19 protein-coding genes are annotated in these 17,213 nt (G+C 58.0%); 12 read left to right on the top strand and 7 right to left on the bottom strand.

Annotated elements, in window-relative coordinates; translation table 11 throughout:
• Window positions 1-2: 2 nt before the first annotated feature.
• The gene (locus SYN7336_RS10490; RefSeq protein ID WP_017325895.1) at window positions 3-1,976 is read left to right on the top strand and encodes a transglycosylase domain-containing protein; all 1,974 of its coding nucleotides are present in this window, start codon (window positions 3-5) and stop codon (window positions 1,974-1,976) included.
• On the opposite strand, the gene SYN7336_RS10485 is transcribed toward SYN7336_RS10490, so the two are convergent.
• The 3 genes from SYN7336_RS10485 to SYN7336_RS25365 form a co-directional block, all read right to left on the bottom strand.
• The gene (locus SYN7336_RS10485) at window positions 1,957-2,379 is read right to left on the bottom strand and encodes a hypothetical protein (RefSeq protein WP_026100880.1); all 423 of its coding nucleotides are present in this window, start codon (window positions 2,377-2,379) and stop codon (window positions 1,957-1,959) included. The genes SYN7336_RS10490 and SYN7336_RS10485 overlap by 20 nt on opposite strands.
• Before the next feature lie 82 nt (window positions 2,380-2,461).
• Window positions 2,462-3,034 carry a hypothetical protein gene (locus tag SYN7336_RS27920; RefSeq protein WP_017325893.1) on the bottom strand — a complete coding sequence of 191 codons (573 nt, stop codon included), beginning with the start codon at window positions 3,032-3,034 and terminating at the stop codon, window positions 2,462-2,464.
• Between the two features lie 108 nt (window positions 3,035-3,142).
• Window positions 3,143-3,895 (bottom strand): TIGR00297 family protein, encoded by a 753-nt coding sequence (locus tag SYN7336_RS25365; RefSeq protein WP_017325892.1) that lies wholly within the window; start codon window positions 3,893-3,895, stop codon window positions 3,143-3,145.
• Window positions 3,896-4,063: 168 nt separating this feature from the next.
• On the opposite strand from SYN7336_RS25365, the gene SYN7336_RS10470 reads away from it, so the two are divergent.
• The 6 genes from SYN7336_RS10470 (at window position 4,064) to SYN7336_RS10450 (ending at window position 9,201) form a co-directional block, all read left to right on the top strand.
• Window positions 4,064-5,890: an S-layer homology domain-containing protein gene (locus SYN7336_RS10470; protein ID WP_017325891.1), complete on the top strand. Its 1,827-nt coding sequence runs from the start codon at window positions 4,064-4,066 to the stop codon at window positions 5,888-5,890.
• A gap of 49 nt (window positions 5,891-5,939) precedes the next feature.
• A complete protein-coding gene (locus SYN7336_RS10465) occupies window positions 5,940-6,173 on the top strand; it encodes a DUF433 domain-containing protein (RefSeq protein WP_017325890.1) in 234 nt (77 codons plus the stop codon).
• Entirely contained in the window at window positions 6,170-6,364 is a 195-nt protein-coding gene (locus tag SYN7336_RS32275) for a DUF5615 family PIN-like protein (protein ID WP_017325889.1), read from the top strand. Before SYN7336_RS10465 ends, SYN7336_RS32275 begins: the two co-directional genes overlap by 4 nt.
• Window positions 6,365-6,511 carry a hypothetical protein gene (locus SYN7336_RS32270; protein WP_227498638.1) on the top strand — a complete coding sequence of 49 codons (147 nt, stop codon included), beginning with the start codon at window positions 6,365-6,367 and terminating at the stop codon, window positions 6,509-6,511.
• A gap of 312 nt (window positions 6,512-6,823) precedes the next feature.
• Window positions 6,824-7,762: a PLP-dependent cysteine synthase family protein gene (locus SYN7336_RS10455; RefSeq protein ID WP_017325888.1), complete on the top strand. Its 939-nt coding sequence runs from the start codon at window positions 6,824-6,826 to the stop codon at window positions 7,760-7,762.
• Window positions 7,763-7,791: 29 nt separating this feature from the next.
• A complete protein-coding gene (locus tag SYN7336_RS10450; RefSeq protein WP_017325887.1) occupies window positions 7,792-9,201 on the top strand; it encodes a deoxyribodipyrimidine photo-lyase in 1,410 nt (469 codons plus the stop codon).
• Between the two features lie 90 nt (window positions 9,202-9,291).
• On the opposite strand, the gene SYN7336_RS25355 is transcribed toward SYN7336_RS10450, so the two are convergent.
• The 4 genes from SYN7336_RS25355 to SYN7336_RS10425 all read right to left on the bottom strand — a co-directional run bounded on the left by SYN7336_RS25355 (window position 9,292) and on the right by SYN7336_RS10425 (window position 12,366).
• Window positions 9,292-10,407: an AI-2E family transporter gene (locus SYN7336_RS25355; RefSeq protein ID WP_017325886.1), complete on the bottom strand. Its 1,116-nt coding sequence runs from the start codon at window positions 10,405-10,407 to the stop codon at window positions 9,292-9,294.
• A gap of 38 nt (window positions 10,408-10,445) precedes the next feature.
• Entirely contained in the window at window positions 10,446-11,057 is a 612-nt protein-coding gene (pyrR, locus tag SYN7336_RS10440) for a bifunctional pyr operon transcriptional regulator/uracil phosphoribosyltransferase PyrR (protein WP_017325885.1), read from the bottom strand.
• 211 nt (window positions 11,058-11,268) lie between these two features.
• Window positions 11,269-11,775, bottom strand: coding sequence for a hypothetical protein (locus tag SYN7336_RS10430; RefSeq protein ID WP_017325883.1), 507 nt, complete (start codon window positions 11,773-11,775; stop codon window positions 11,269-11,271).
• Window positions 11,776-11,880: 105 nt separating this feature from the next.
• Window positions 11,881-12,366 carry a phycobilisome linker polypeptide gene (locus SYN7336_RS10425; RefSeq protein ID WP_156820110.1) on the bottom strand — a complete coding sequence of 162 codons (486 nt, stop codon included), beginning with the start codon at window positions 12,364-12,366 and terminating at the stop codon, window positions 11,881-11,883.
• A 111-nt stretch (window positions 12,367-12,477) separates the two neighbouring features.
• On the opposite strand from SYN7336_RS10425, the gene SYN7336_RS10420 reads away from it, so the two are divergent.
• The 5 genes from SYN7336_RS10420 to SYN7336_RS10400 all read left to right on the top strand — a co-directional run bounded on the left by SYN7336_RS10420 (window position 12,478) and on the right by SYN7336_RS10400 (window position 17,188).
• Window positions 12,478-13,521, top strand: coding sequence for an ABC transporter substrate-binding protein (locus SYN7336_RS10420; protein ID WP_017325881.1), 1,044 nt, complete (start codon window positions 12,478-12,480; stop codon window positions 13,519-13,521).
• Between the two features lie 9 nt (window positions 13,522-13,530).
• Window positions 13,531-14,439 (top strand): ABC transporter permease, encoded by a 909-nt coding sequence (locus tag SYN7336_RS10415; RefSeq protein ID WP_017325880.1) that lies wholly within the window; start codon window positions 13,531-13,533, stop codon window positions 14,437-14,439.
• A complete protein-coding gene (locus SYN7336_RS10410; protein WP_017325879.1) occupies window positions 14,436-15,230 on the top strand; it encodes an ABC transporter ATP-binding protein in 795 nt (264 codons plus the stop codon). Before SYN7336_RS10415 ends, SYN7336_RS10410 begins: the two co-directional genes overlap by 4 nt.
• An 85-nt stretch (window positions 15,231-15,315) precedes the next feature.
• On the top strand, window positions 15,316-16,218 hold the full coding sequence (locus SYN7336_RS32840; protein ID WP_017325878.1) for a Uma2 family endonuclease: 903 nt from the start codon (window positions 15,316-15,318) through the stop codon (window positions 16,216-16,218).
• Window positions 16,219-16,348: 130 nt separating this feature from the next.
• Window positions 16,349-17,188 (top strand): Uma2 family endonuclease, encoded by an 840-nt coding sequence (locus SYN7336_RS10400; RefSeq protein WP_017325877.1) that lies wholly within the window; start codon window positions 16,349-16,351, stop codon window positions 17,186-17,188.
• Window positions 17,189-17,213 lie beyond the last annotated feature (25 nt).

The raw sequence follows: 17,213 nt of genomic DNA, 5'->3' as shown, positions 1-17,213 counted from the left end.
GCGTGGCCAGTACTCCACAACCCTACCCGCAGCGATCGCGATCTGCCGAGCCCCCACCCCCACGCCCCCGACAACGCAATTGGGCGGGCCTCGTCTTGAGTGGCATCAACAACGTCTCTCTGGGAGTGCTGGTTTTGGGGGTGACCGTCGTTTCGGGCACTCTCATCGGCCTAGCGGTCAGTTTTCGCAATCTGCCCGAAGTCCAAAGCTTGAGATACTACGTTCCCAACGAAACCACTACCATCGTCGATATCAACGGCACCCTGATTGCCTCTCTACACGGCGAAGCCAACCGCCAACTGGTTCCCCTAGAAGCAATTTCCAACGAAATGAAGCTGTCGCTGCTGGCGATCGAAGACAGCCACTTTTACCTGCATAGCGGCATTAACCCCGTCCGCATCGGTCGAGCCTTTTTGGGTAGCGTCCAAGGGGGCTTGGGGTCTGCTGGCGGCGGCTCTACCCTCACCATGCAACTGGTCAAAAATCTGTTTTTGACGCCCGATCGCACGATTAGCCGCAAAGCGGCTGAAGCCGTACTGGCGGTGCGGGTGGAGCAGGTGTTTGATAAAAACGAAATTCTGGAGATGTACCTCAATCAAGTGTATTGGGGTCACAATCTCTACGGCATTGAAACAGCGGCAGAAAGCTATTTCGACAAAGAAGCATCCGAGCTCAATTTAGCAGAGTCAGCCATGCTGGCGGGGCTGTTGCAAGCTCCCGAACAGCTCAGCCCATTTCGAAATTTCGAGGCAGCCAAGCGGCGACAGGAGACGGTGTTACAGCGGATGGTGGAGTTGGAATGGATCGATGCGGATACCGCCCTAGCTGCCGCCCAACAGGAATTGACGTTGGGGCAGATTACCTCGTTTCAAGCCAGTGCTCCGGCGATCGCCGACGCGATCGAGGCTGAGTTGATCGACCGATTCGGTCGCGATGCCTTGCTGCGAGGAGGCTTTCGGGTACAGGCCACAATCGATCTAGACCTGCAGCGAGAGGCTCAACAGGCCGTGAATGATGGGGCTGCCTTCCTGCAGCAGTACAACCGCCAAGCGAATCAACTGGCATTGGTTGCCGTCGATCCGCGCACGGGATTTATCAAGGCAATGGTGGGGGGAGTCAACGCCGAGCGGGGACAGTTCAACCGCTCCATTCAAGCCATTCGCCAACCCGGTTCGGCCTTCAAGCCGTTTGTGTATTACACAGCCTTGGCCTCCGGTCGATACAGCCTGACCAGTCTGTTGAACGATTCTCCCATTACTTATCCCGACGGTCCCGGTCGCACCTACAGCCCCCGCAATTACGACAGCCGCTTTATGGGGACGCTCACGCTACAGCGGGCCTTGGAGCTCTCCCGCAATGTGCCAGCGGTCAAGCTGGCCAATGCAGTGGGGGTCTCTGATGTGATTGAGTCAGCCCGAGCGGCGGGCATTCAGCAGGCGATGCAGCCCAACCTCTCGCTGGCTTTGGGAGCTGCCGATATCACGCCGCTGGAAATGGCCAGTGCCTATGCCACCTTTGCCAATGGGGGCGTGCGCATCGAGCCCAGCTTAATCCTGCAGGTGATTGACACTCAGGGAAACATTATCGAAACGGCTCAACCGGACACCGAACGCACGCTCGATCCGTGGGCGGTAGCCAGTTTGGTGGAGATTTTGCAGGGGGTGACGCTGCGAGGAACGGGGGTGGCGGCTCGGCTGGAAGATGGGCGGCCTTTGGCTGGGAAAACCGGCACCACCTCCGACTTTAGAGATGCCTGGTTTGTGGGTTTTACGCCGCAGCTCTCGACAGCGGTGTGGATTGGGAACGATAACAATTCGCCGATGGCCCACGGCACCACTGGCGGCGGCTATGTCGCTCCCATTTGGAAGCAATTTATGGATGCAGCCCTGGCGGATGTTCCGGTAGAAGAGTTTCCCCCCGCTTATCAATTCACGCGGCCCGCGTCTCGCAATCAAACTAGCCCCGAGTTGCGCTAGCGGTTGAGAGGATGTGGGCAAGTTTGCGGCACCAGGCGATCGCCAGCGTCGCGTCCGTAAACGGGATGCTCGCTTGCTGGGGCAGTAACTCGATCTGAATGTCTTTACCGGGCGGGAGCGAGTCTGGGGGGAGGGCGATCGGCCGACCGTCCACCAGCAGTTGCAAGCTCTCCACCTCTGTCAATTCAAGCGACTGAACCGCCTGCACTCCCTGCAGGCTGGGCTTCCCCCAGGTCAAAGTGTGGCCCTTCAGTCCCGCCACTGCGAGCGGATCGTATTTGGCTGTATCGAACTGTGTCGCCCACTCTCGGTAGAGTTCCACCTGGCGATAAGAACGCCAACCCAAAACTGTTAAGGCAATAAATGCCGCCAACAATGGCAGCCACAGCAATCCGCGTTCCACTGCCCTCTCCCAGCACTTGCTCCAATTCCCCTTGTCAGTCTGATGCATCCCCGCCAATATCGAGCCAGATTGCATCACCCGTTCAAGGCTGCAAAATCATCGTCCAACTGCGATCGCTGCTGTTCCAAAACGGGGCGATCGTCTCGTCCACCACATTCGGCCCCCAATATCGCCGCGAACCGTCAATGGTGAAGGCCACAATGATATCCCCCGGTCCCACCACGAGCGGTTCTTTTTCCTTCAAACTCAACGTCAGCCCCTCACTGCCCCCTTCTCCAGGCGCAAAGTCCCAATGGGCTGGGATATTGCTGGGGTTCTCCGGCACATTGCGCGCGAGCACCACAACCCGCAGCGGAAATGGCGTCCGGTTGCCCACCCGCAGCAATCCTTCTTTGATCGAGATCGCTGCGGTTTCGTCAGACTCGGCAGCGGTGGGTGGGGGTTCCTGCCCCTCAGCGTCGATCGCCGCCGCTTCCGCTGCTTCCCGCTCCAAAATTTCAGTCACCGCCGACTCGATCGCCCCTTGCCCCTCGCGCTCGGCTTGCGTAGGCTCGATCGTCGCTTGTGCCCGGACGGCGATCGGGAACGCTCCCGCGTGACTGATGGCAAGACAGCCCAGCAACAGTGCCAGAACTCGGTTGCAACTGAATGACATGTGGGTGGGTGAAAGAGTATCTGCAATCGGAGTCGCGTCGCTCGGGGGAAGGCTGTTGCCAAACTAGCACGTCATCCCGCTGCGATTGAATGATTTCAACAGGACTGTTCAAAAATTGAATCCTTGGGTGCGCAACAACACAACGCCGAGGATGGCGATCGCGGCGGCGATCGCGGTCTGAATGCCGTTGATCGCCTCGTTCGTGAGCCAGTCAAACAGCGGTTGAATGGTGGCCCCCATCCAACTTTCTATGGTGGTGGCTAACACTGCCGCCCCCCAACAGACCCACCACCAGTTGGGCGGTACCACCTGCAAGACCGCCGCCAGTCCCGTCAAAACTCCAGCCGCAATCCAACCCGCCAGCGTGCCTTCCAAACTGATCGCCCCTTCGCTACCGGGGGGCACGGGCTTGAAGGAGGTAATCAAAAACGTTCGCTTGCCGTAGGCTTTACCCACTTCACTACTGGCGGTATCGGCCAACTTAGCTGCGAAGCTGGCTGCAAAACCCAATTTCCAGAGGGGATTGGGCCAGAAGGCAAAGGCGATCGCGCAAACCGCCCCCGTCAGGGCCGACCCCCAAACATTTTCGGGACCGCGAGCCCCCCCTCGCTTTTCGGCAATCCCCTGAGCTTCTTTTTGGGCCATCCCCACTTTGGTCGCTGCCGTACCGAGAATGAAATAGACAGCTACGATCGCATATCCCGGCCAGCCCAAACAGCCCCACAAGATCGCGCCCAAGATGGCCGCGTGTATCGTGCCAGACCGGGTGAGCGCCTTTTGTTCGCTCAGCAAGCCTACAGCCGCGATCGCGCCATTGAGCGCCAAAGCCACAATCCACTGCTGTGTCAGAAAACCCGACATGGAGAACCTCCGCCACTGTCCTTAGCTTAAAGGAGCTCTCTAGACTAACGGAGCTCTCTAGACTAACGGAGCAAATTCTACGCCCAACCGCAGTCCGCAGCGCACTCAAGTCTTAGAACAAGCCACAAGAGCTGCGATAAGCTGGCAAGCAAACGCACACCAGTCCCAATGCCCGCACCTTCCATCCGCCGCACTGCCGCGCTGACCCTAGCTGCCACCTCCCTCTGGCTGGGGCTGGCAACGGTCTCTATCCCATCGCGATCGCCCCTCGGCCAACTCCCTTTCCTCAGTCCCGCGCGAGCCCAACCGGCCAATCGAGTGGCCTGGACTGAGCCCTACGCAACGGCTCTAGAAGCCCAAACCAGCCTGGTGCTGCGATCGCAACCGCTGGACAATACCCTCACCCGCATCGAATTGGCCCAGTGGCTGGCGGAATTTTTTGGCTTTGTCGCCAACCCCCAACAGCGCCTGCCCATTGCCGATATGGAAATTGATTCGCCCGACTATTGGACTGCTCAGGCGGTCTTGCAAGCAGGCATCATGCGCGCCTTTGAGGGCGATCGCTTCCGTCCCGAAGGAGATCTGACCAAACTGGAGGCGATCGCCATCTTCGTCAGAGCTCTCCAGCTCGAAGCTCCCTCTAATGCAGAGGTCGATCGCTGGCTGGTGCTATATAGCGATCGCGTGGCGGTTCCCGATATTGGTCGCCCCTTCATTGCCTTAGCCGGACAAGCCGGACTGATTGTCAACCATCCCGACCCCGCTCAACTGAACCCCAACTTGATTTTGACGCGGGGGGAGGGTGTGGTCATGCTGCACCAAGCCCTGGCGTTTCGACGACAGGTGCGTCCGCTCGCTCCCGCTGTCGCCCAACTGGCCCCCGAGGCGTTGCCCAAACCCGAACTGACCGATATTCAAGTCACTCCGGCCTCGGGACGAGTTCCCCCCGGGGGCTCCTTGGTGATTGAAGCCAGAGGCACCCCTCAAGGCCGGGGCACAGTTCTGCTGGCAGGCTCGATCGAACTCCCCATGCAGGAGGTCCAAACGGGTCTGTACCGAGCCACTTACGTCCCGACAAACGCAGACTTTATTGCCAATCCTTCCATCGGCGTCCAATTGGAGCTCAATGGCGAGGTCACCCGCCGCCAGCGTCAGTTCCCCCAACTCGCCCTCGGCAATGCCCTCGACCCCACTGGGCCTCCTCCCATCAATAGTCCCCCCAGCCTGCCCGCTCCAGTTCCCCCCGTCACGCGCCCCCGTACCCCCAGCGCGGCAGGCCGCCCCACCCTAACCGGCATCCGCTTCGGTCCCGTTCGAGATTTGCGACAAGGGGATATTTTTACCATCAATATTCGCGGCGATGCTGGCGGAGTGGCTCGCTTCGACATTGGCAATCTGGCGATCGAGCAGCCCATGCGCGAAGTCCAGCCGGGAATCTACGAAGGCACCTACGTGGTCGCTAGTAACCACTTCGCGAACAGCCCTACGCTGCGGGCGATCCTCGTCAAAGATGGTTTGGGGGTGCAGCACCGAGAAACCTTGCCCTTTGTCATTAATGGAGCCTCAGTCGCGAGTGCCCCGAGGCCCACCCCCACCCCGAGACCTACCCCTGCTCCGAGACCTACTCCCCAAGCCGTTAACCCGGCCCCCACCCCCAGTCCCGATCCCCGCGATGCCGTGCCGGGGCTAGGGAGACAGCCATTGATTTTTGCCATCTCTGCCAACACAGGCGATCGCCCCTTGCAGCCCGATGACGTGTTACAGGTGAACATGCGGGGGGAGCAGCGAGGTCGGGCGGTCTTCCGAATTTTAAATGTGTTGCCGGATGTCGAGATGCAGGAAGTTGCCCCTGGCGTTTATCGAGGACAAATTCGCATCGATCGCAATACCCCTGCCATCCGCAGTGGCATCGTGCAGGTGGAGCTCGAACGAAATGGCTTGAGTACGACGCGATCGCTACCCCAGACGATCGATATCGATCCCAGTGGGTCATAGTCCTTACTCGATAGGATAGAGGCAAACCAATCTACTGGCAGACACCCCCATGAGCTCAGCGACTGGCTTGTTGAATCGCATTACCCAAACCCCCGGCCAGTGCGGCGGGCGTCCCTGCATTCGAGGGATGCGCATTCGAGTCACCGATATTTTAGAAATGTTGGCTGAGAACATTAGTGCTACTGAAATTTTAGAAGACTTTCCCGATCTCGAACTAGCCGATATTCAAGCTTGCCTAATCTTTGCAGCGCGCCCTACAGATTTTCCTAGACTGACGGCATGAAGATTTGGATCGACGCTCAACTACCTCCAACCCTTGCAAGTTGGTTGGCAAACAGCTTTGATTTAGAAGCTACTGCATTGCGCGATTTAGAACTGCGGGATGCTCGAGATATCGAAATATTCGAAGCAGCACGAGCCGAGAGTGCTGTGGTTATGACGAAAGAGAGTGATTTTATTGACTTAGTATGTTGATTGGGATCTCCACATCAAATTTTGTGGCTCACCTGCGGCAACGTCACAAACCGCAATCTCAGACGACTGCTAACTGCCATCTTGCCTGACGCCTTAAAACGATTGCGCCAAGGAGAGGCGATCGTAGAAATCAACAGCAAGCCTTAAGGACTCGACCAGCGTTCCGGCGAGGTAACCTCCAGCAAAGATCTGGAACTTCTTTAGAACATAATTTTAAATAGTCTGTAGCTTTTAGATGAAAATCATACGTTTAAAGGATTGAGGGCGTTTCTTGACTCACCCTGCATCGCAATCCCGGTAGAGCCATAGTTCTCGAGGTATGTTTTGTGGCGGCATCGAACCCCTCGGAACATTCGAGAGATCCGTGTCTCCCGCTGCCAAATCAAAGATTCTGGGAGTCCTATAGCCTCCCGAACCCACCATTCGATAGACTCAAGAAGCGTTTCTAGGGGTTCTCTCGTGCTTCAGCGTGACACAAAACCTGCTGCACTTACTGTCGAAAGTCCGCTCGAACTCGTCGGCAACACCCCCCTAATCCGTCTCAGGCGAGTCGCGGCCGATCTGCCGCCCACCGTCAAGGTTTACGGTAAAGCAGAATGGTTTAACCCCGGCGGCTCGGTCAAAGACCGCCCCGCCCTGAACATGATTGAATCCGGGGAGCAATCGGGGGCTCTCACGCCGGACAAGGTGATTCTAGATTCTACCTCTGGAAACACTGGCATTGCCTATGCCTGGATTGGAGCCGCCAAAGGCTATCGCGTCAAACTAGCCCTCCCCTCTAATGCCAGCGAAGAACGCAAAAAAATTCTGTCGGCCTATGGCGTCGAACTGGTCCTGACCGATCCCGGTCAAGGCTCCGATGGGGCGATTCTCAAGGCCAAAGAGATTTACCAAGCCAACCCCGAACGCTATTTCTATCCCGATCAGTACAGCAACCCTGCTAACTGGAAAGCCCATTACCATACCACCGCTGTCGAACTCTACGAACAGACCGAAAGACAAATCACCCACTTTGTCACCGGTTTGGGCACTAGCGGTACCTGTATGGGAGTGGGTCGCCGCCTGCGGCAGTTCAATCCAGCCATTCAAATTGTGGCCATGCAGCCCGATTCCCCCTTTCACGGCTTGGAAGGTCTCAAGCATATGGAAACATCGATCGTTCCCCCCATCTACGACCCACACGTGCCCGATCGCCAAATTGCAATCTCCACCGAGGCCGCTCAGCAGATGGTGAAGCGCCTTGCCCGCGAAGAAGGGCTTATGGTAGGTATTTCAGCCGGAGCCAATGTCTTAGCGGCGATCGAAATCGCCCGCGAGTTAGAAGCAGGGATTGTCGTTACCATTTTGTGCGATAGCGCAGATAAATATCTATCCGATCGCTTCTGGACTGAGAATTGATTGGACCCCGCTAGCAAGGAGAAATTGGCATGACTCGGGACGCGTTGGCCCTGCTGTGGCATCGCCGCGATTTGCGCCTGCACGACAATGCTGCGCTCCATATGGCGACCCAAGCATATGCGCGGGTGTTGGGGGTGTTTATCCTCGATCGCGGCATCTTGGACAGGGCCGATACGGCCCCCGCACGGGTGCAATTTATGTTGGCATCGCTGGCAGAACTGCAGGAAAATTACGCCAGTCGAGGGGGCCGTCTCGTGGTGCGGCAGGGCCAGCCGCTAGCGGTGTTGCGACAACTGGCGCGAGACAGCGGTGCGGCGGCGGCGTTCTGGAATGAGGATGTGGAACCCTATGCGATCGCCCGCGACCGACAAGTGCGCGAGGGATTGACGGCTGATGGTATTGAAGCGCGATCGTTTCAAGATATGTTGCTGCACGAACCAGAGGCGATCGCCACTCGAGCCGGTAAACCCTACTCCGTCTACAGTCCTTTTTGGCGCAATTGGTCGAGCAGGCCCAAACCTGCCCCCTACTCAGCTCCCAATCGCCTGCAGGCCCCAGATATTTCCTCCATTCCCCTACCGACATTGGCAGATCTCGGGTTTAGCTGCCAGCAAGAGCTACCGACTGCTGGAGAATCGGCGGCCCTAGAGCGATTGGACCAATTCTGGAGCAGCGGCGCGATCTTCGATTACCGCAGTCAGCGCAATTTACCCGCCTGCGACGGCACATCCGGCTTGAGCCCGCACTTGCGCTGGGGCACGATTGGAGTCAGACAGGTGTGGCAAGCCACTGTCGATGCCGAGCCAGAAATTCGCAGTGACGAGGGGGAAACCAGTCTCAAAACTTGGCGGCAGGAGTTAGCGTGGCGCGAATTTTACAAGCACGCCCTCTACCACTGGCCCCAGCTAGAAACACAGGTCTTTCAGCAGCAATTCAAGTGCTTCGAATGGGATACCGATCGGGCTAACTTTGAAGCCTGGTGCAGCGGTCAAACGGGCTACCCCATCGTGGACGCCGCCATGCGCCAGTTGAACCAAACGGGGTGGATGCACAATCGCTGTCGCATGATTGTGGCCAGCTTTTTGACCAAAGATCTGCTGCTCGACTGGCGCTGGGGAGAGCAATATTTCATGCAAATGTTGGTGGATGGGGACTTAGCTGCCAATAACGGCGGCTGGCAGTGGAGTGCCGGTGTGGGCACCGACCGGAAGCCGCTACGTATATTCAATCCATCCACCCAAGCCAAACGCTACGATCCCGAGGGGGAGTACATTCGCCGATACGTTCCAGAATTGGCTGGACTCGATCTGCCGCAATTGCTCGACGCGAACAGGCTCGGAGCACTCGAACGGCAGGGGTGCGGTTATCCGCAGGCGATTGTGGACCACAAACTGCGGCAGCGAGAATTCAAACTGCGCTACTACGCCTGCAAATCTTAATGGGGGCCATGCAGAATCATCGAACTCAGGTGGGGCAGGGCGGACTCAGTGAGAATTGGCAGATGCCGTTCGGGTTCGAGGCAGGTTGGGTTAGGGCCGATCGATCCCGACAGCATCTGCAGTTTTGGCCTGGGATAGCTCGGATTTAGCCAGCCGTTCGGCTTTCAATTTGGGTTTGAGGTAGAGGTTATCCACCAAAACTGATACCCCTGCAAACCAAGGGGGAACAATCAACGCTCCTAAAATCCCCAGTACCTGCACCCCGCCCAACACGGCCAGCAACTGGTAGAGGGGATGTATCCCCACCGCCGTCCCCACCAAGAGGGGATCGAGCACGTAAGTCTCTAGGTTTTGTAACACCACATAAAACAGCAGTACCCACAAAACGGTCCATCCCCCTTGCGCGATCGCCACCACCAGTGCTGGAATCGCTCCCAAAATTGGCCCCAGAAAGGGAATCAGATTGGTGACTCCAGCGATCGCCCCCAGGCCGAGCGAAAATTCCGCCAGTCCCAAACCGCGCAATCCCAGCGAGGTCGCAATGGCCAATACGATCGAGACCAGCAGCCGCCCGCGAATGTAGGTGCCCATGCGATTGCCCACGTTACCCATTTGGCCGTAGAGCCTGCGGTCCCAGGGGTCGGGCAGCAAGCGCACCAAGCGCCGCACCAACGTCCGACTGTCAGCCACCATGTATCCCGAGAGAAAGAGAGCCAGGATTAAACTCAAAACGGCCCCGACGATGCCGCGCGTAATGCTGTAAGAGCGCAGCAAGAGTTCTTGACTGGTCTGAAAGGTCCACCGAGTTAAGGCCTGAAAGTTGAGGGTTTGGCGCACCAGGTCAGTTAATTGGGCGGCATCTTCTGGGCTGAGCCGTTCATCCAAGAGACTAACCAGTTTTTCGGACACAATCGGCAACTGTCGGAACAACCGTTGCAATTGTTCCAGCACCGTCGGGCCAATCAGAAAGAAGACCCCCACCAACCCTAAAATTGCTAGCAAATACACCACCAGAGCCGATAGCCAGCGAGGTATCCGCCGCCGTTCCGCCCAATCCACAATCGGAGCGATTGAGGAGGCCATCACAATCGCGACCATGAGCAGCACTAACAACCCCCGCAACTGCCAAAGCAGCACGATTGAAGCGACCGCTGTCACAATCGTCAGCAGGCTGGAGGGAGAGAAGATAATTTGCCGTTCGTTCATGGGCGAGGGCTCGGGATGAGGGCTTGTATCGATGCTCTCTAGATTGCTTCCGCGCGCTTTAAAAATACTCGATCCTTGCCATCAATCTCTGTAACGTGAACGCGAATGCTTTCGGAGAGAGAGGTGGGTAGCTGCTTGCCCACATAGTCGGGATGGACGGGCAATTGGCGATGGCCGCGATCGATCAGAACCGCTAGGCGCACGAGCTCGGGGCGACCGAAACCGTTGACGGCTTCTAGAGCCGCTCGGATGGTGCGACCGCTATAGATGACATCGTCCACGAGAATCACTTGGCGATCGGTAATATCGCAGGGCAGATCGCTGGGGCGAGGGGTGCGCATGTGAAGGCGCTCGAGATCGTCGCGGTAGAAGGTGATGTCGAGCGCGCCAACATCGATGTGGGGAGCCGCAAATTCGGGAGCAGTGCCTGGAGTGGAGGATGAATCGGCGGATTCGGCACCAAAGGCTCCAGACTCTAGCCGCTGAATTTGGTCGGCTAGGCGATGGGCGAGGGGGACACCACGGGTGCGGATACCCAATAGCACGACGCGGCTGAGATCGGGATGGTGTTCGATAATTTCTGAAGCAAGGCGGGTGAGGGTGCGTCGCACTTCGGCTGCATCGAGAATCTCGACGGTGGCACTGGTCATGTCTGGGCTCCCCAAGATCGGGCGATGCGCTTTACCACTGGGCTGTTCGACACTGCCGTCTGACGATGGGGTTGCGGACGACTGTCGAAACCCCAATTTATCGCGATCGCGAGTTCAATTCCACTTTCCCAGGACAACTCAACGCCCATCAGCACAGTGCGCTCAATCGGTCTTTTGCACAGCAGGGGAATCCTATCGTCAAACTACAAATTCAATCGAAGTAAAACAGCGTCACCACTTTATGTTGGTCTTCAGCATAGGCGCAGGCTTCTTGCAGGGTGGTACTGTCGTGGAACGCAAAGCAAATGAGCTGCTGGCACTTACTAATAATTTCGGTATTGCAGAGGGAGCTGGCCTCAGCCAGCGACAGATGGTCATTTTCGGGATGCTCCACCAAGTGCATCACGCTTTCGAGCTGGGCGCGCGACTCTGCGGGCTGCTTGTCTAGACTTTGGGGCAAAATCACGGTCAGCGCGCCCTCGTCTGCCCGCATAGCGCCTCGAATAGCGGCAGAATTGGTCCCTTGAGCCCCCGAAGTGAGCATGCGGTTGCCCGTTAATGCCAGCGCGTAGCTGAGCATTTCAATCAAGTATTGATGGGTAATGGGGACGTGGCGACTTCCCAGAATAGCAATACGCTTTGGCCCCGCTTGTTGAATGGTGGCAAGCTCTTGCAAGAAGACATCAACGGTCGGGGGTATCTCGACAGCTTTAGTCAAGTGTGACGTTCCATAGATAGCCTCACAATCCTAGCAAATGGAGTTGCGAAATCCTATTTAATTCTTAGGTGTAGGAAACCGATCGAGGGCGCCTCTCCGCACAGATCATTTGTCCGACCAAACCGTATTCACCTCTAAAATCTTTGCATTCGACCGATTCAGCCGCTGAATCTCAGCCCCCAAACGACCAAACGGCACCGATATATTCATCACCGCCTTGCGCATTCCCGCCCCCTTCAGGCCAGTCACCTTCAACATAAACGAGCGATTGCCATTCTTATAGATTTCCGGCGCACCATTACTGCCCCGATCGGGAGCCGCCGTAGGCTGGACCTTTTGCTTCGCAGTCTCCGCCTGCAGCCACTCCACCACCTGTAACGCCTGTGCCTTCGTTAACGTGCTGCTAGCCGTCTTCACCGGAATTCTCAGCTCGTTACAAGCATCGAGAATTGGCTGGCACCTGGGCAGTCCCAACTGGCGCTTGATGGTGTATATTCTGACCTTGTCCATAGCGGTCACCATAAATATGGAGTAATCGACCCCTGTTGGGGCCACTTTGGCACTATTATGGCCGACCTTTAAATGAGTCACCACTATGGCTCAATAAAGCCTTTAGATTTTGGGGATCGCAGTTGAAACGCAGATTCCCCTGCTAAGAACATCCCCAATCTGGGGTATAACCGAATCAACTCCGGCCTAACCATGATTGCCAGACTGACCCCGATTCTTGCAGCGATCGCGATCGCCCCCCCTCGGCTCCGCAGTGCATCTGTACTTTTAGTCGTCGCCGGGTTGAGCCTATCTGCCTGCACCCCTGCCCCAAACACCCCCGCCGCAGGAACTGAGACCCTGTCAGTGGCGGTGACTCAAATTGTGGAACACCCTGCCCTCGATGCTGCCCGCGACGGCATTCGCGACGAATTGGCCGCCTCGGGCTATGTTATCGGCGACACCCTGCAGTGGACTTGGGAAAGTGCCCAAGGCAGCCCCACCACCGCTGTTCAAATTGCCAGCAAATTTGTCGGAGACGAGCCCGATGTCATCGTGGCGATCGCCACTCCTTCTGCCCAAGCGGCTGTCGCGGCTGCCCGAGAGATTCCCGTCATCTTCTCTGCCGTCACCGATCCCGTAGGCGCTTCCCTCGTCGATAGTCTGGAGATTCCGGGAGGACATGCCACAGGCGTCACCGATCTCACTCCAATTGGCTCTCAACTCGATCTGCTGCTCGAAATTGTCCCCACAGCACAAACCGTTGGGGTTATCTTCAACGCCGGAGAAGATAATTCCGCCAGCCTCGTCAAACTCATGGAGGCCGAAGCCCCCGAGCGGGGGCTCGATATTGTCAAAGCCACTGTTGCGCGATCGAGCGATGTGGCCGCAGCAGCCGAAAGTTTGGTGGGCCGCAGCGATGCCATCTACGTACCGACAGATAATACGGTGATTTCAGCCTTCGAGTCTGTGGTGTTAGTGGGTCGAGAAAATCAACTGCCCGTCTTTGCAGGAGATACTGATTCAGTCGCGCGGGGGGCGATCGCCGCGCTGGGGTTCGACTATTACGATGTCGGTCGCCAAACGGGGGCAATTGTGGTGCGGGTACTGGAGGGGGAAGATCCCGGCACTATTGCAGTACAGTCGATCGATCGACTCGAACTGGCGATCGACCTCGAGGCGGCGGCGGCGATGGGAGTGGATATCCCCGCCGCAGTGCTGGCGCGAGCGGATGCGATTATGCGAGAAGCGGAATAGAGGGGTCGGGTGAGCTGGACGGCACTGGTAGGGGCGATCGAGACCGGATTGATTTTCGGTCTGGTGGCGCTGGGGGTATATCTGTCCTTTCGGGTGCTGGACTTTCCCGATTTGACCGTAGATGGCAGTTTTGCCTTGGGGGGCGCAGTCGCCGCCACCCTGATTGTGGGGGGCTGGAACCCTTATGCGGCAACGGCACTGGCGATACTGGCCGGGGCGATCGCCGGGTTAGTCACCGCTTGGCTCAACGTCCAGCTCAAAATCCTTAACTTACTGGCTAGCATCCTGACGATGATTTCGCTCTATTCGATTAACTTGCGGGTCATGGGGCGACCGAATGTAGCGCTGTTGAGACAATCCACCCTTTACACTCCCCTCGAACGTTGGGGAGATTGGCTGCCCGAGCGCTATATCGAACTGTTCGTCTTGCTGGCGATCGCGATCGCCGCCAAATTCGCCACCGATTGGTTTTTAGCCACCGAAATGGGATTAGCCATGCGCGCCACCGGAGCCAATCCGCGCATGGCTCGCGCCCAAGGCATTTCCACTGGTGCAGCCACGCTGTTGGGCATGGGCCTCAGCAACGGGTTGGTGGCACTCGGAGGGGCACTGTTTGCCCAAACCTTTGGATTTGCCGACGTAACGATGGGAGTGGGCACGATTGTGTTTGGCTTAGCCGCAGTCATTATTGGGGAATCGCTATTGCCGGGGGGATGGGTGTGGCTGTCCACTACGGGGGCAGTGGCGGGGTCGATTGTGTATCGCATTGTGGTGGCCTTTGCCCTGAATGTGGATGCGATCGGCCTGCAAGCTCAGGATCTCAACCTCGTCACCGCCGTCTTAGTCACCCTAGCCCTCGTCTTACCCAACGCCCGCAACCCCCTCAAGCTCCTCCGCCGCAAGGAAACTGTCTCGTGATTTCGGCAGAGCACCTCCAGGTCACCTTCAATCCCGGCACCCCAATGGAAACGCGGGCGCTGCAGGGGATGAGTCTGACCATCCCCTCCGGCCAGTTCGTCACGGTGATTGGCAGTAACGGCGCAGGCAAATCCACTTTATTGGGGGCCATTGCCGGAGATATCGCCTGCGATCGCGGCAGCATCACCATCGCCGGTCGCGATGTCACCCGCTGGCCCGCCCCCAAACGCGCCCGCCTAGTGGCCCGCGTCTTTCAAGATCCCCTGGCAGGCTCCTGCGCCCATCTCACCCTTGCCGAAAATATGGCCCTAGCCTACCGGCGGGGCCAGCGGCGCTCGCTCGGGCGAGCCCTCAACCGCCGTATGATGGTGGAATTTCGCAGCCATCTCGAACGGCTCGACTTGGGCCTGGAAAATCGCCTCGGCGATCGCATGGGGCTACTCTCGGGCGGTCAGCGGCAGGCGGTCAGTTTACTCATGGCCACCCTAGCCAATCGCGAGATTTTATTGCTGGACGAACACACTGCCGCCCTCGATCCCAAAACTGCTGTCTACGTCGCCGACTTGACGCGGGCGATCGTGGCCGAAAAGGGACTGACCACCTTGATGGTGACCCACAGTATGCGGCAGGCATTGGACTTGGGCGATCGCACCCTAATGCTGCACGAGGGTCGTATCGTTTTCGACGTGTCGGGGGCAGAACGGGCCAGTTTGGACGTACCCGACCTATTGCGCATGTTCGAACAATTGCGCGGCGAAGCCCTCTCGAATGACTCGCTGTTGCTGAGCTGATGGAAGGCGATCGCCCTCAGAATCCCCCCAGTTACAATAGGGCCAAATCCCCTCTATTTCTGCCAATCCCCCTGCAGCACAGCCCATGACCGCCGCCAAACCTTCCCTGCCGCAGTACCAGCGAAACCCCCTGCCCAGCATGTACGATCTTCCCAGCGAAGATTCCGCAGAACCCGGTTTGCCTGACGAATTTCACAACCTGCAACCCCAGCTTTTGAGTGCCACCCTGCGCCTCTCCCAATACGCACCAGACAACCGCTTTACCGGCACGGACCTCAACCTCTATTACGACATCCACCATCCCCTCTGGCACAAGCGACCCGACTGGTTTTTGGTCTTGGGCGTCCCCCGCCTGTATGGCGGAGCTGACCTGCGACTGAGCTATGTCATTTGGCAGGAAAGGGTGAGTCCCTCTGTGGTGGTCGAACTGCTATCCCCCGGCACGGAGCGGGAAGATTTGGGTGCAACCGAGCGTCAGGCCGACCGTCCTCCCACCAAGTGGGAGGTGTACGAACAAATCCTAAAAGTGCCCTACTACGTGGTGTTCGATCGCTATACGGACCAGTTGAGAGCGTTCGAGTTAGTGGGGGGAAGCTATCGGCCATTGGAGATCGCGGAACGGCGACTCTGGATACCAGCACTGGACTTGGGGCTGGGGGTTTGGCAGGGGGAATACGAGGGAATCGAGCGGGCTTGGTTGCGCTGGTACAGCAGTGCTGGGGATTGGATTCCCACCGATACGGAGACGGCGGCTTGGGAGCGTCAGCGGGCCGAGCAGCAGCAACAGCGGGCCGAGCAGCAGCAACAGCGGGCCGAGCAGCAGCAACAGCGGGCCGAGCAGCAGCAACAGCGGGCCGAGCAGCAGCAACAGCGGGCCGAACAAGCAGAGTCGTTGCTGGAGCAAGAGCGTCAGGATAAAGAGAACTTGTTGGCCTACCTCCGCTCTTTGGGGGTGGATCCCGACGAGCTGGAGCGAGGTCGGCCTTAGCACTGCTTCCTTGTCCTCTCGCATGACTCGCTGTTGCTGAGCTGATGGAAGGCGATCGCCCTCAGAATCCCCCCAGTTACAATAGGGCCAAATCCCCTCTATTTCTGCCAATCCCCCTGCAGCACAGCCCATGACCGCCGCCAAACCTTCCCTGCCGCAGTACCAGCACAACCCCCTGCCCAGCATGTACGATCTTCCCAGCGAAGATCCCGCAGAACCCGGTTTGCCTGACGAATTTCACAACCTGCAACCCCAGCTTTTGAGTGCCACCCTGCGCCTCTCCCAATACGCACCAGACAACCGCTTTACCGGCACGGATCTCAACCTCTATTACGACATCCGCCATCCCCTCTGGCACAAGCGACCCGACTGGTTTTTGGTCTTGGGCGTCCCCCGCCTGTATGGCGGAGCGGACCTGCGACTGAGCTATGTCATTTGGCAGGAAAGGGTGAGTCCCTCTGTGGTGGTCGAACTGCTATCTCCCGGCACGGAGCGGGAAGACTTGGGTGAAACCGAGCGTCAGGCCGACCGTCCTCCGACCAAGTGGGAGGTGTACGAACAAATCCTAAAAGTGCCCTACTACGTGGTGTTCGATCGCTATACGGACCAGTTGAGGGCGTTTGAGTTAGTGGGGGGAAGCTATCAGCCATTGGAGATCGCGGAACGGCGACTCTGGATACCAGCACTGGACTTGGGGCTGGGGGTTTGGCAGGGGGAATACGAGGGAATCGAGCGGGCTTGGTTGCGCTGGTACAGCAGTGCTGGGGATTGGATTCCCACCGATACGGAGACGGCGGCTTGGGAGCGTCAGCGGGCCGAGCAGCAGCAACAGCGGGCCGAGCAACAGCAACAGCGGGCCGAACAAGCAGAGTCGTTGCTCGAGCAAGAGCGTCAGGATAAAGAGAACTTGTTGGCCTACCTCCGCTCTTTGGGGGTGGATCCCGACGAGCTGGAGCGAGGTCGGCCTTAGCACTGCTTCCTTGTCCTCTCGCATG

Source organism: Synechococcus sp. PCC 7336 (assembly GCF_000332275.1).
Taxonomy (GTDB): Bacteria; Cyanobacteriota; Cyanobacteriia; order Thermostichales; family PCC-7336; genus PCC-7336.
Note: the sequence above shows the minus strand (reverse complement) of the source record. Positions and strands in the feature narration are given on the sequence as shown.